Source organism: Ralstonia insidiosa, assembly GCF_008801405.1.
Taxonomy (GTDB): domain Bacteria; phylum Pseudomonadota; class Gammaproteobacteria; order Burkholderiales; family Burkholderiaceae; genus Ralstonia; species Ralstonia insidiosa.
In genome coordinates this window covers 3,232,021-3,245,717 of the sequence record NZ_VZPV01000001.1, presented here as the reverse complement: position 1 = coordinate 3,245,717, position 13,697 = coordinate 3,232,021, and the positions used below count along the sequence as shown (strand labels likewise).

Sequence of the window (13,697 nt, the reverse complement as noted above, 5' to 3'; positions counted from 1 at the left end):
TGCATAAGCTCAGCCGATTTTCTTCGACGACAGCGCGGTCTGCCGTCTCCCACAATCGACTCCGGCGCATGTGCGCGTTCTTCTTTTGCCGGAGTCTTCCATGGCTGGTTTCTCTCTTCCCCGTTTGCTGGCTGCGGCGTTGACCGCAGCCGTTTCGTTGGCGTTGTTTGGTGCCGCACCGGCACGCGCGGCGGACCGCGAGGTCGTCATCGCCTATCAGGACATGGTGCTGCCGTGGCGCTACGCCCAGGCCACCGGCGAGGTTGAGCGCGCCACCGGCTACAAGGTGACTTACCGTCAGCTCGCCAGCGGCGCCGATGTGGTGCGCGCCATCGCGTCGGGTTCCGTACAGATTGGCGAGGCAGGGTCGAGCCCGATTGCGGCCGGCGTATCGCAGGGCGTGGATCTCTCGCTGTTCTGGATTCTCGACAACATCAATGATGCCGAAGCACTGGTCGCCCGCAACGGCAGCGGCGTGTCGCGCGTGGCGGACTTGAAGGGCAAGACGCTGGGCGTGCCATACGTGTCGACTTCGCACTTTCACGCGCTGGTGGCGCTCCAGCAGGCCGGGCTGGACCCGCGCGACGTGAAGGTCGTCAACCTGCGCCCGCAGGAGCTGTCTGCCGCGTGGGACCGGGGTGACGTGGATGCCGCCTTCATTTGGGATCCGGTGCTCGCCAAGGTGAAGAAGAACGGCACGGTGCTGACCACCTCGGGCAAGATCGCTGCCGCCACCGGCAAGTCGACTTTCGATGGCTTCGTGGCAGACCGCAAGTTTGCGCGTGACAACGCGGAGTTCATCGCCAAGTTTGTCGAGGTGCTGGCCAAGGCCGATGCCGCCTATCGCGACAACAAAGCTGCCTGGACGGTGACCTCGCCGCAGGTGGCGGCGGTTGCCAAGACCTCGGGTGCCGCTGCGGCGGATGTGCCGGCAAGCCTGGCGCTGTATGCCTTCCCGGATGCGGCGGAGCAGGCTTCCAAGCGTTGGCTGGGCGGTGGCGCGCAGTCGGGTGCGGCACAGTCGCTGCTGGCGACCGCGCAGTTCCTGAAGACGCAGGGCACGATCCAGGCGGTGCTGCCCGATTACGGTGCGACCATCGATTCGCGCTTTGTGCAGCGAGTGGCCAGCGGAACCAAAGCCGTTGCAACCGCATCGCGATGAGCCGCATTGAAGTCCGCGGCCTGCGCGTCGACTACACCGATGCGCGCGGCCGCACCACACAAGCCTTGGGCGGCGTGGACTTGTCGATCAATGCTGGCGAGTTCGTTGTTGCCCTGGGGGCCTCGGGTTGCGGGAAGACCACGCTGCTGAACTGCCTGGCCGGCTTTGTCGCGCCGACGGCGGGGCAGATCCTGCTCGATGGGCGCGAGGTGGATGGCCCCGGTGCCGAGCGCGGCGTGGTGTTCCAGCGTTATGGTCTGATGCCTTGGCTGAACGTGCGCGACAACGTGGCCCTTGGCTTGAAGCTGCGCGGCCTGGACCGCAAGACGCGCCACGCACGGGCGCTTGAACTGCTGCGACTGGTCGGTCTGGAGGCACATGCCACTTCGCCCGTGTACGCCCTGTCAGGCGGCATGCAGCAGCGTGTCGGTATTGCCCGCGCGCTGGCGACCGAGCCGCGCGTGCTGTTGATGGACGAGCCGATGGGCGCGCTCGACGCCTTCACGCGCGAGACCATGCAGACGCTGGTGCTGGATGTGTGGCAACGCACGGGCACCACCGTGTTCTTCATCACGCACGACGTGGAAGAAGCGCTGTTCCTGGCGACGCGGCTGGTGGTGATGTCGCCGTCGCCGGGGCGGATTGTGCAGACGTTCGATCTGCCGTTCTCGCGGCAGGCGCTGGCGGGCGCAGATGCACGGGCGGTGAAGTCGTCGCCGGAATTCATTGCGTGGCGTGAGCGCGTGCTGGCGCTGATCCACCGTGCCCCCGAGGAGTTGGCCGCATGAGCGCGATCGAAACGGCAGTGTTCAAAAGCGTCCCCGTTGAGACGGCGGCGCCTTCCGTTCAACTGCCGCGCAAGCTGCGCGGCTACCGTTTGCCCGGCGAGGGCAGTGCGCTGGGGTTGAGCCTGCTTTCGGTGGGCGCGTTGCTGCTGCTGTGGTGGGCAGCAACGACCTTCCATTGGGTCCCGCCGCTGTTCCTGCCGTCGCCACAGGCCGTCGGCCACGCCTTCCTCGACGCATGGCGCGGCGATATCCAGGGCGGTCAGCCACTGGCTGCCCATCTGGGCTGGAGCGCATTGCGCGTGTTCGGCGCATTTGCGTTGGCGGCTGTCACCGCTGTGCCGGTCGGCTTGGCGATGGGCGTATCGCGCACCGCCCGCGGCTTGCTCGACCCACCCATCGAGTTCTATCGCCCGCTGCCGCCGCTGGCCTACCTGCCGCTGGTGGTCATCTGGCTGGGCATCGATGAGCGCGCCAAGATCGTCGTCATCTACCTGGCCTGCTTTGCGCCGATTGCGATGGCTGCGCGCGCCGGCGTGCGCAGCGCTACGCGCGAGCAGATCAACGCCGCCTACGCGCTGGGCGCGAGTTTCACGCAGGTCGTGCGGCACGTGATCCTGCCGGCGGCGCTGCCGGAAATCCTGACCGGCTTGCGCATCGCCATCGGTTTCGGCTGGACCACGCTGGTGGCCGCAGAGATGGTGGCCGCCACGGTCGGCCTCGGGCAGATGGTGCTCAATGCATCGAGCTTTCTGCGCACCGATCTGGTGGTGATGGGCATCGTGCTGATCGGCGCGATTGCCTGGGCGTTCGATTTGGCCATGCGCGCCATCGAAGCCCGCGCGGTGCCCTGGAAGGGGCGTGCCTGACGTCTTGCTTGCACGTCGTTTCAGTACGGGCGGTGTTACCAAACCTTAATTGAGTCGCACCCGGGTGGGCGCTAAGCTGCGCGGCGTTCCCTCCGGAGAAGACGAGATGACGCCCGATCGCGATGCCCTGAGTGGCGCGCAACTTGAACAACTGCTCGACCGCCTGGAAGCCGATCTGGAAGAAAGCGATTCGAGCGAAGCGGCTGATCTGCTGGCTCGGCTGCGCGCCAAGCCCTTGCGTGCCGATACGCTCGATGCGGTCGACCGCCTGCACACGCTGTGGATGCGCGCAGGCGATACGCCTGCGGCGCGCGCCGTGGTCGATGGCGATGGTGCTGCCGTACTGGCCGCCGCGCCCGCAGATGCCCAGACCGGCGTGCAGATGCAGCTTGCGTTGTATCGGCTGCAGATGGCCAGTTACCTGCGCGACGAAGCTGCCGCTCTGCAAGCGCTGGCTGAGATGCACACCATCGTCCGCGAGCGGCCCGATCTTGACGCTGATGCGTATCGCCAATTGCGCGTGTTCGATCAGCTGGAATACGCCGCATTCGCCGTCGCGTTGCCGACCATCGACCTACGTGAGGCCATCGATCAGGCCATTCCGGGCCGAGCGGCGTTCCGCGCGTGGGATACGGCCGACCATCACCGCCGCCGCGCCTGGGCGTATTCCCGCCATGAGCAGCTTGCCGAGGCACGTGCTGCGGCCGAGGCCAGCATCGCTGCGCTGCAGACCGCCGCCCCGGATCAGGATGTCGACGAAAACGATTGGCTGCGCCTGGGCGATGCGCTGATCGAGATCGTGCCGGACCACCTGGCCGCCTTCGCACAGCCGGTGACGGCGCTCACGGCCGACTGGTCACTGCCACGCCGCCGCGGGGCGGAAGTCCGCCTGGCTCGCCTGGGGGCACGCGCGAAGCGCAAGCAGGGCGATCTGGCCGGCGCGCTACAGGCTTGTGCCGCCGCACGCTACAGCCTGTCGTCCGACGGCAGCGACGACTTTATCGAATACGAACTCGAATGGCTGATCGAGGCCGGCCGCTTTGACGAGGCCGGACAGCGTGCCTTTTTCCACATCTACCAAGTGGAAACCGGCATGTGGGAAGGTTTGCCGCCCATCGTGAGCGCGCGCCTGGCTGATCCGGCAGACACCTCGGTCTGGTGGGCGCTGTGTGCCCTGCGTGCCTGTCATCTGGACGAGACCTTCGAGCGCTTCGTGCAACTGGCGCAGGGCCACGGGCCGTCGCTGCACGAGCGCTCCGACGTGCACCGCGTGCTGTTTGCCGCGCTGGACGGCAAAGATGCGGAAGAGGCGTTGCCCGAGGTTGTGGTTGCGGCCCATGCGCTGGCCGAGGCCCGCGCCCCCAAGCACCCGTGGACCACGCGCCTCATGGCGGTGCGCAACGGTATGGCGGGGCGCATCGACCCGACCACCGAAGCGGCTCAGCTACTGGCTGCCACGCACGAAACCGAGATGGAGGACAACCGCACGGCGTACTCGCTCTTCCATGCGCGGGCCCGTTCGCTGGGGCTGCTGGAAACGCTCCGGCTGCCGGTGCCGGCGGTGCCCAGCGGCCTGTGGGGCTACGCCTTTGCTGTGACCGTCGACAACGAATATGAAGAGCAGCTCGATGATCTGCCGGCCAAGCAGCAGGACGAGGCGCAGAAGCTGTATCGCAAGCTGCTGTGCACCGTCTACGAGCAGGCGCAGGCCCGCATGGAGCGGTACTTCGCGACAGGCACTGGGCATCCGTACGACGCGTGCGCGCACCTGTATTCGATGCTCTGCAACAACCTCGCTATCCAGTACCGCTACTACGAAAGCCGCTACGACGACGCCGTCGAGTTGCACCGGCGCGGCATCGCCGCCAGCCCGTTTGCCGAGCACTACGACGGCATCCTGCGCTCACGTATCGAACAGGAAGACCACGCCGGTGTGCTGGACGCCGCCGAGGCGCTCTGGAACTTCTCGGCCGACTACGGCTACAGCCGGCACGAGCCGAACGATTACGTAGGCGATGTGGCGCATGCCCTGCTGACGCTGGGACGACCGCACGAAATGTCGATCTGGCTGGAGCGTCTGGCGCACTGGCAGCAGGAGAACGGCGAGAGCGAAGATGCCCTGACATCCGGTGCGCTGGGCGCGCGCCTGCGCGTGCTGCTTTACATGGGGCAGGCCCTGGCGGAAGAGACAACGACCTACTGGAACCGCCTGGAGCCGCAGGTGCGTTTCTGCGACGATTACTGGGCATTGGCCAAGGCCGCCCAGGTCATGGGTGCGCTGGAGCGCTTTGATGAAGCCGCGGCCCTGTGCCAGCGCTCGATGGACTGCAACCCGCGCGACAATGCATCCGCCAGCCAGGACTACGACGCCATGAAAACGCTGCTGGCGTCGTACCAGCGCGGGGGTGCCGGTGCAGCGTCCGGCAAGTCGTGGTGGCAGTTCTGGAAATGAGCCGCACCGCCCGGACAACCGGCTACGCCCCGCGCAACGCACTCAACGCTGATCGGCTGAAGGCGGGCATCATCGCGCGCAGCGAAGCGCGCGGTGATGCCGCGCCGGTACGTGCCTGGCTGCTGAATCATTTCTATCGTCACCTGGTGGCCAACTTCGAGCCGGCACGGCCGATCGCCTCGCTGGACGAAGCGCGCAAGGCGCTGGGCGCCGCCACGCTGCCCGAATGGGTGGCCGCACGCTTCACAGCCACCAAAGCTGCCCCCGGTGCTGCGGCCGCCGCGCTTGCACCAGTGGTGTGGATCGACCCCGTCGAGCCTCAACTGCTGGCGCTGGAGCAGAAGCTGCTGGAGTTCCTGACCTCGCGCCGGGGCACCGCGCTGGAGGGCAAGCTCGACCGCGTCAACTGCCCGCAGGCCCTCGCGCAATGGGAGCGCGAGCACGCCGAGATGGCCGCGCGCATCGAACGCGGCTGGCGCGAGAGCCAACCCGACGCACTGCTCACGCTGCTGACCACCCCCAACGGCAGCTTTGTCGAGTTTCGGCATGACAGCACCTTGCTGCGCGCCGAGATGGCCTTCGAGAGCTATGTCATGCGCCATTGCCTCGGCCAGTTCGCCGATCGCCGCACGCTGTCCGGCGGCTACGGCGAGCGCTATGCCGAAGCCATCGAACAACAGCGCCTGCGTCTGCTGAGCTTTCGTGATGCCAGCGGGCAGCCGCACATCACCATCAGCCTGATCGTGGGGGCCGACGGCGCGCTGACGGTCGAGCAGGTCAAAGGCAAGCAGAATCGTCCGCCGATCGACCGCTATGTCGGCGATGTGCTGGCCTGCCTCAACGCGTTGGCACCCGGTGGCGACACACCGGCAGACTGCATCGCCATCGGCCTGGTGCGCACGCCTGTTGGCTGGCAGCGGATTGAGGATGTGACCGATGCGGCCACGCAGACGCAACTGGTGGCGCACCATCCGCAGTTGTTCCCGCGCCTGCGCGCGCCGACGCCCATGGTGGAGTGGCTCATTGCGGCACGCCAACCGGCATTGCTGGCCGAGCATCCGCCGCGTGCGGCATCGGTTGCCTACGCCACGCGCCAGGCGCGCACCAAGCGGGGAGCGGGCATGCCGTCGGCCAGTCCCGACAGCCCCGACGCGGGTTTCATGACGGAAGACGTGCCGTGGCCCGACATGTCCGCACGGGAAGCGGAAGCGCTGGCCACGCAAGCCGGCGCACGCCACGGATAAGCGAGGACATCCATGCCCACCTGGCTCAAGATTCTGCTGGCGGTGGTTGTGCTGTGGCGTGTGGTCCGGTACTTCCGCCCCGCCAAGCAGGCGGCCTTCACGCCGCGCAAGCACTGGGCGCTGGCGCTGGCACAACCCATGGTGGAAGCGACTGGCCTGACGGGCTTCATGAGTCCCGCCACGACGGCGCTCAATGAAGAGACGCGCAAACTGTTTCGCACGCCGTTGTTGCACCAGATGGAACTGCGCCCCACCACATCCGACGACGAGGTGAGGGCTCATCTTTCACGGGTGTTGGAGGCGCAATGGTTTCGCGCTGATCTGCATGCGCTGCAGCCCACGGATGACCCGCGTGCGGCGCTAGCGTTTGCCTGCGTGCGCATGGCGTTCCTGGTGCGCAACGCCATGCTGATGGGGTGGGCCGACCCGATGGTGGCGTGGCGGGTGCTGCTGCTCAATGCGCAGCGTGCACAGGATTGTTTTGCCGGTTGGGAAGACTTCGGCCACGCCTTCATTGCCGGGCGGCGGCAGTGGGTGGCCGCGTTTCGCGCCGATCCGCTGGGCAGTGGCTTTGATGCATACCACGTGCGCCAATTGCTTGGCCTCGACGGCGCATGGGCGGGGTTGCCGTGGCCTGGTGAACCCGCGCTGAGTCCCAGCGCAGCACACACTGCGGCCTAGAAACTCCCCGTGAACTGATAGCGCCCACCCGGGTGCCACATGGTCGCCACCGAAGCGACCTGACCCTGCGACAGGGTCTTTCGACGCAGCATCAGGCAAGGCTCGCGCACATCCATGTGCAGCATCTCGGCGATTTCGCGCGGGGGCAGGCGGGCCTCGATGCCGTAGTCCACACCCTGCAGCGGGGCGGCACGCATCAGGTAGGCATTCGGCGTGGTCTGCGTGAAGTCTTGCTCCATGTACTCGGGGGCGAGCGCGGCATTCACCCAGCGGTCTTCCGCCTGGATCGGCAGGTCGTTCTCGAAATGCACGATCAGCGAGTGGAACAGCAGGTACCCCGTTGACACGCCAAACGCCGCTGCCAGCGCCTCGTTGGCGCGTGCGCGTTCGAGCTTGTGCAGCTCGGCCCGGTGCTGGTGGCCGCGTGCAGCAATCTCCTCGGCGATGTTGCGGATCGCCACCAGCGTCGCCTGGTACTTCTGCTGCGCGACGAACGTCCCCAGCCCCTGCACCCGCGTGAGGATCTGCTCGGCGGTCAGTTCGCGCAGTGCGCGGTTGACCGTCATGCGCGACACGCTGAAGGTCTGCGCCAGCGTGGTCTCCCCCGGAATCATTTCGCCCTCCTGCCATTCGCCGCTGCGGATGCGCGTGAGGATGTCTTCCTTGATGCGCTGGAAGGCGGGTGTGCTGGCGGACTGATCTTGTGACATGGAGTCGACTTTGGGTGCGGCTTGGCGGCCGATGTGATGTGCGGATGGCAGCCATCATCAGGGTTTGCTCTTAGCTTGTAAAGTTTTCTTGCCTAAGTTGTATATACAACATAAGATGCGCAGCACACCCAAGGAGTTCGCAGGAGACCTCACATGAATGCACCGACCAACGCTGCCCACCTGACCAACGACCCGCGTTACGACGCCTCGCGCGAGATCCGTGCCCCGCGCGGCACCGAGCTGCACTGCAAGAGCTGGCTGACCGAAGCCGCCTACCGCATGCTGCAAAACAACCTCGACCCGGACGTGGCCGAGAACCCGAAGCACCTGGTTGTCTACGGCGGTATTGGCCGTGCAGCGCGCGACTGGGCCTGCTACGACAAGATCCTCGAAACGCTGCGCGAGCTGAACGACGACGAATCGCTGCTGGTGCAGTCCGGCAAGCCGGTCGGCGTGTTCAAGACGCACCCGGATGCGCCGCGCGTGCTGATCGCCAACTCCAACCTGGTGCCCAAGTGGGCGAACTGGGAACACTTCAACGAGCTGGACCGCAAGGGCCTGTTCATGTACGGCCAGATGACGGCTGGCAGCTGGATCTACATCGGCAGCCAAGGCATCGTCCAAGGCACGTATGAGACGTTTGCCGAAGCTGGCCGCCAGCATTACGACGGCAAGCTCGCCGGCAAGTGGATCCTGACGGCAGGCCTGGGTGGCATGGGCGGCGCACAGCCGCTGGCCGCCACGCTGGCCGGCGCGGTGTCGCTGAACATCGAATGCCAGCAATCGAGCATCGACTTCCGCCTGCGTACGCGTTACCTCGACAAGCAGGCCAAGGACATCGACGACGCATTCAACCTGATCCGCCACCATTGCGAGCGCGGCGAGGCCGTATCGATCGGCCTGCTGGGCAACGCAGCGGAAATCTTGCCGGAGCTGGTCAAGCGTGCCCGCGCCGGCGGCCTGAAGCCGGATCTGGTGACCGACCAGACCTCGGCCCATGATCTGGTCAACGGCTACCTGCCGGTGGGCTGGACGGTCGAGCAATGGCGTGCTGCGCAACGCGATCCGTCGCAGCACGCCCGCCTGACCGACGAGGCCGCCAAGTCGTGCGCCGTGCACGTGCAAGCCATGCTCGACTTCCAGGCCATGGGCATCCCGACCGTCGATTACGGCAACAACATCCGCCAGGTCGCATTCGACCAGGGCGTGAAGAACGCCTTCGATTTCCCGGGCTTTGTGCCGGCCTACATCCGTCCGCTGTTCTGCGAGGGCAAGGGCCCGTTCCGCTGGGTGGCGCTGTCGGGCGATCCGGAAGACATCTACAAGACCGACGCCAAGATCAAGGAACTCTTCCCGCACAACACGCACGTGCACCGCTGGCTCGACATGGCGCGTGATCGCATCGCCTTCCAGGGCCTGCCGGCACGTATCTGCTGGCTGGGTCTGGGTGAGCGTCACCTGGCTGGCCTGGCCTTCAACGAGATGGTCAAGAACGGCGAGCTGAAGGCCCCGATCGTGATCGGCCGCGATCACCTCGACACCGGCTCCGTCGCCAGCCCCAACCGCGAAACCGAATCGATGCGCGATGGCACCGATGCGGTGTCGGATTGGCCGCTGCTCAATGCGCTGCTCAACACTGCCGGTGGCGCGACGTGGGTGTCGCTGCACCATGGTGGCGGCGTCGGCATGGGCTACTCGCAGCACTCGGGCGTGGTGATCGTTGCGGACGGCACGGAAGCTGCCGCCAAGCGCCTCGGCCGTGTGCTGGTCAACGACTCGGGTTCGGGCGTGATGCGTCATGCTGATGCCGGTTATGAGACCGCCGTCGCCTGCGCCAAGCGCAACGGTTTGAATCTGCCGATGATCGGCTGAGCCCGGACCGAATTCAGGCATCCCCGCGCGGGCGGGGATTTGATACGACTAGACGATGTGCCCCTGCAATGACCGCCTTTTCATGCAGGGGCGACAATGAAACATCCCATTGCTTTGACCATGAACACCATGACCACGCCCCCCATCCTGACGCTGCAACCCGGTGCGATGTCCTTTGACGATCTGCGCCGCGTGTGGCTCGCGCCCACGCCCGTCGCGCTGTCGGGCGATTGCGCTGCCGCCATCGAGGCATCGGCTGCCACCGTGCAGGCCATTGTCGCCAAGGGTGCCCCGGCCTATGGCATCAACACCGGGTTCGGCCTGCTGGCCAAAACGCAGATCCCCACGCACGAGTTGGAGCGCCTGCAACGCAACCTGATCCTGTCGCACGCCGTGGGTACTGGCGAAGACGTGAGCGACAGCGTTGCGCGCCTCGTGCTGCTGATGAAGGCCGCGAGCCTCGCACGCGGTTACTCGGGCGTGCGCCGTGTTGTGATCGACACGCTGCTGGCGCTGCTGAACGCAGGCATCGTGCCGTGCATTCCGTCCAAGGGTTCGGTGGGTGCTTCGGGCGACCTGGCACCGCTGGCCCACATGACGCTGGCCCTGCTGGGTGAAGGCGATGTGCGCGTGAACGGCGTGCGCACCCCGGCACGTGCAGCGCTGGCCGCCGCCGGTATCGAGCCGATCGCACTGGCCGCCAAGGAAGGCCTCGCACTCATCAACGGCACGCAAGTGTCGACCGCGCTGGCACTGAACGGCCTGTTCCTGGCCGAACGCCTGCTGAAGGCCGCCACCGTGGCCGGTGCGCTGTCGGTAGACGCCGCCAAGGGCAGCGATGCGCCGTTCGATCCGCGCGTACATGCCGTGCGCGGCCAGCAAGGCCAAATCGCTACTGCAGCCGTGTACCGCAACCTGCTGGCCGGCAGCGCGATCCGCCAGTCGCACCTCGTGGGCGACAAGCGCGTGCAGGACCCGTACAGCCTGCGCTGCCAGCCGCAAGTCATGGGCGCGTGCTTCGACCTGATCCGTCAGGCCGGCGCCACGCTGCTCACCGAAGCCAATGCGGTGACGGACAACCCGCTGGTCTACGCCGACACCAACGAAGTCATCTCGGGCGGTAACTTCCACGCCGAGCCGGTGGCGTTTGCTGCCGACATGCTGGCGCTGGCGATTGCTGAAATCGGTGCGCTGTCGGAACGCCGCATTGCGCTGCTGATCGACTCCACGCTGTCGGGCCTGCCGCCGTTCCTGGTCGAGCAACCGGGCCTGAACTCGGGCTTCATGATTGCGCACGTGACGGCCGCTGCCCTGGCGTCGGAAAACAAGACGTTCGCCCACCCGGCCAGCGTCGACAGCCTGCCGACTTCCGCCAACCAGGAAGACCACGTCAGCATGGCCACCTTCGCCGGCCGCCGTCTGCAGGACATGGCCGAGAACACCGCCACCATCGTCGGCATCGAAGCGCTGGCTGCCGCGCAGGGCATCGACTTCCACAAGCCGCTGGCCACGTCCGACACGCTGCAACACGCGCACGGCTGCATCCGCGCGCGCGTGGCGTACTACGGTGAAGACCGTCTCTTCGCGCCGGACATCGAAGCGGCCCGCCGCCTCGTGCTCGACGGCGATCTGGGCGATTCGTGCCGCACCCAACTGGCCGACCTCGCGCTCGTCTGATCATGCTGGCCCAAGCTGAACCGAACGTCTGGCAAGGCCGCGTTGATGCGGAAGAGGGCCCGCTGGGCCTGCGCTGGCACCAGACGGTCCACCGCATCGATGCAGCCACACCACTGGCCAATACGGTTGCGCTGGCAGGCTTCGCGTGCGACGCGGGTGTCGCGCGCAACCATGGGCGCACCGGCGCGCAGGCCGGCCCGAACGCTATCCGCAAGATGCTCGCCAACCTGCCGGCGCGTGCCGGCCGCATGGTTGTCGATGCGGGGGATGTGACGTGCCAGGGTGATGCGCTGGAAGCGGCGCAGAGCGAGTTGTCCGGCGTGCTGCACGACTTGCTCGACCGTGGTGCGTTCCCGATCGCGCTGGGTGGCGGACATGAGATCGCATGGGCTTCGTTCGGCGGCTTGGCGCGGCATCTGGCGGCCAAGTCGAAGGACGCGCCACGCATCGGCATCCTCAACCTCGACGCGCATTTCGATTTGCGCGCGGGCGAGCGCGGCAGCTCCGGCACACCGTTCCGTCAGATCGCAGAAGACTGTGCACGACGCGGCTGGCCGTTCCACTACGCCTGCCTGGGCGTGAGCACCTACGCCAACACCGAAGCGCTGTTCGCCCGCGCCCGCCAGCTTGGCGTGCGCTGGATGCATGACGACGAGATGGACATCATGCAGCTCGCCCATGTGTTGCAGGTGGTCGAGGTGTTCTTGAGCCAGGTCGACCACGTGTATCTGACGATGTGCCTGGATGTCCTGCCGGCCAGCGTTGCCCCCGGTGTGAGCGCACCGTCCGCACGCGGCGTGTCGATGGACGTGATCGAGCCCATCGTCGATCGCGTGGTCAGCTCGGGCAAGCTGCGGCTGGCCGATGTGGCGGAACTCAACCCGTCGCTCGATATCGACAACCACACGGCACGTGTCGCCGCCCGCCTGGTTGCACGCGTGGCCGATGGCATTGGCCTGCAAGGGACCGCACATGACTGATCAAGCCGACCTGCACTGGGATGCGCTCTGGACCAACGTCCACCTCGCCACGCTGGCGGCTGATGCCGACGGCTATGGCGAGATCCGCGATGGCGCCATCGCCGTCAAGGACGGTCGCATCGCGTGGCTGGGTGCACGTGCCGATCTACCTGCCAACGCCCGCGCCACGCGCGAGCACGATGGCGGCGGCGCATGGCTCACGCCCGGCCTGATCGACTGCCACACGCACCTCGTCTACGCCGGCAACCGCAGCAACGAATTCGAAGCGCGTCTGAACGGCGTGCCCTACGAAGAGATCGCGCGGGCGGGCGGCGGTATCCTCTCCACCGTGCGCGCCACGCGTGCGGCCAGCGAAGATGCACTCGCCGAAGCCAGCCTGCCGCGCCTGAACGCACTGCGCGCCGAAGGCGTCACCACCGTCGAGATCAAATCTGGCTACGGCCTGGACTTGGAAACCGAGTGCCGCATGCTGCGCGTCGCGCGCCGCTTCGGCCAATCGCTGCCGGTGCGTGTGCGGACGACGTTCCTGGGCGCACACGCTGTGCCCCCCGAGTTTGCCGGCCGTGCGGGTGACTACATCGACTACCTCTGCACCCAGGTGCTGCCCGCACTGGCGGAAGAGGGACTGGTCGATGCCGTCGACGCGTTCTGCGAGAGCATCGGCTTCACGCCCGCGCAGACGGCGCGCATGTTCGACGCAGCGCAACGCCTGGGCCTACCGGTCAAGCTGCATGCTGAGCAGCTTTCCGATCAGGGCGGCGCGGCGCTGGTGGCACGTTACGGCGGGCTGTCTGCCGACCACCTCGAATGCCTGACCGACGCCGGCATCGCCGCCATGGCCCAGGCCGGCACGGTGGCCGTGCTGCTGCCCGGCGCGTTCTACTGCCTGCGTGAAACGCGCCTCCCGCCAATGGCTGCCTTACGTGAAGCTGGTGTGCCGATGGCGGTGTCGACCGACTCCAACCCAGGCACCTCGCCGCTGACGTCGCTGCTGCTGGCGATGAACATGGCGTGCACGCTGTTCCGCCTGACGCCGTTGGAGGCGCTGACCGGTGCTACGCGCCATGCTGCCGCGGCGCTCGGCTTGTCCGGCACGTGCGGGGTGCTCGCCCCGGGTTGCGTGGCTGACTTCGCGCTCTGGCGCATCGATCGGCCTGCGGACCTGGCCTATGCAATGGGCCTCAACCCCTGCGCGGGCGTGGTTAAGGATGGTGTGGTGGTGGCGTAAGGAATGCGTGACGACTCGGCTCGTATAATCAGCCGGG

11 protein-coding genes are annotated in these 13,697 nt (G+C 66.8%); 10 read left to right on the top strand and 1 reads right to left on the bottom strand.

Annotated features, from left to right (window positions below; all coding sequences use genetic code 11):
• The first annotated feature begins 100 nt into the window (after positions 1-100).
• From tauA to F7R11_RS15410, 6 genes are all read left to right on the top strand, one after another.
• The gene (tauA, locus tag F7R11_RS15435; protein WP_064804889.1) at positions 101-1,162 is read left to right on the top strand and encodes a taurine ABC transporter substrate-binding protein; all 1,062 of its coding nucleotides are present in this window, start codon (positions 101-103) and stop codon (positions 1,160-1,162) included.
• Complete coding sequence (locus F7R11_RS15430; protein ID WP_021195902.1) at positions 1,159-1,950, top strand: taurine ABC transporter ATP-binding protein; 792 nt, start codon at positions 1,159-1,161, stop codon at positions 1,948-1,950. The genes tauA and F7R11_RS15430 overlap by 4 nt, the downstream gene beginning before the upstream one ends.
• On the top strand, positions 1,947-2,816 hold the full coding sequence (locus tag F7R11_RS15425; RefSeq protein ID WP_064804888.1) for an ABC transporter permease subunit: 870 nt from the start codon (positions 1,947-1,949) through the stop codon (positions 2,814-2,816). Before F7R11_RS15430 ends, F7R11_RS15425 begins: the two co-directional genes overlap by 4 nt.
• A gap of 106 nt (positions 2,817-2,922) precedes the next feature.
• On the top strand, positions 2,923-5,268 hold the full coding sequence (locus F7R11_RS15420; RefSeq protein ID WP_064804886.1) for a hypothetical protein: 2,346 nt from the start codon (positions 2,923-2,925) through the stop codon (positions 5,266-5,268).
• Positions 5,265-6,512: a hypothetical protein gene (locus tag F7R11_RS15415; protein ID WP_197495013.1), complete on the top strand. Its 1,248-nt coding sequence runs from the start codon at positions 5,265-5,267 to the stop codon at positions 6,510-6,512. Before F7R11_RS15420 ends, F7R11_RS15415 begins: the two co-directional genes overlap by 4 nt.
• A gap of 12 nt (positions 6,513-6,524) precedes the next feature.
• Complete coding sequence (locus F7R11_RS15410) at positions 6,525-7,193, top strand: DUF1266 domain-containing protein (protein WP_064804884.1); 669 nt, start codon at positions 6,525-6,527, stop codon at positions 7,191-7,193.
• On the opposite strand, the gene hutC is transcribed toward F7R11_RS15410, so the two are convergent.
• Positions 7,190-7,903 carry a histidine utilization transcriptional repressor HutC gene (gene hutC / locus F7R11_RS15405; RefSeq protein WP_064804881.1) on the bottom strand — a complete coding sequence of 238 codons (714 nt, stop codon included), beginning with the start codon at positions 7,901-7,903 and terminating at the stop codon, positions 7,190-7,192. The two genes, F7R11_RS15410 and hutC, sit on opposite strands and share 4 nt — an antisense overlap.
• A 153-nt stretch (positions 7,904-8,056) precedes the next feature.
• Here hutC and hutU point away from each other — a divergent pair, with 153 nt between their 5' ends.
• The 4 genes from hutU to hutI all read left to right on the top strand — a co-directional run bounded on the left by hutU (position 8,057) and on the right by hutI (position 13,660).
• Positions 8,057-9,775: a urocanate hydratase gene (gene hutU / locus F7R11_RS15400; RefSeq protein WP_039600058.1), complete on the top strand. Its 1,719-nt coding sequence runs from the start codon at positions 8,057-8,059 to the stop codon at positions 9,773-9,775.
• Between the two features lie 120 nt (positions 9,776-9,895).
• Positions 9,896-11,452, top strand: a complete 1,557-nt coding sequence (gene hutH / locus F7R11_RS15395) for a histidine ammonia-lyase (protein WP_064804879.1) — start codon at positions 9,896-9,898, stop codon at positions 11,450-11,452.
• 2 nt (positions 11,453-11,454) lie between these two features.
• Positions 11,455-12,432 (top strand): formimidoylglutamase, encoded by a 978-nt coding sequence (gene hutG, locus F7R11_RS15390; RefSeq protein ID WP_064804877.1) that lies wholly within the window; start codon positions 11,455-11,457, stop codon positions 12,430-12,432.
• Positions 12,425-13,660: an imidazolonepropionase gene (gene hutI, locus F7R11_RS15385; RefSeq protein WP_064804875.1), complete on the top strand. Its 1,236-nt coding sequence runs from the start codon at positions 12,425-12,427 to the stop codon at positions 13,658-13,660. The genes hutG and hutI overlap by 8 nt, the downstream gene beginning before the upstream one ends.
• The last annotated feature ends 37 nt before the right edge of the window (positions 13,661-13,697 follow it).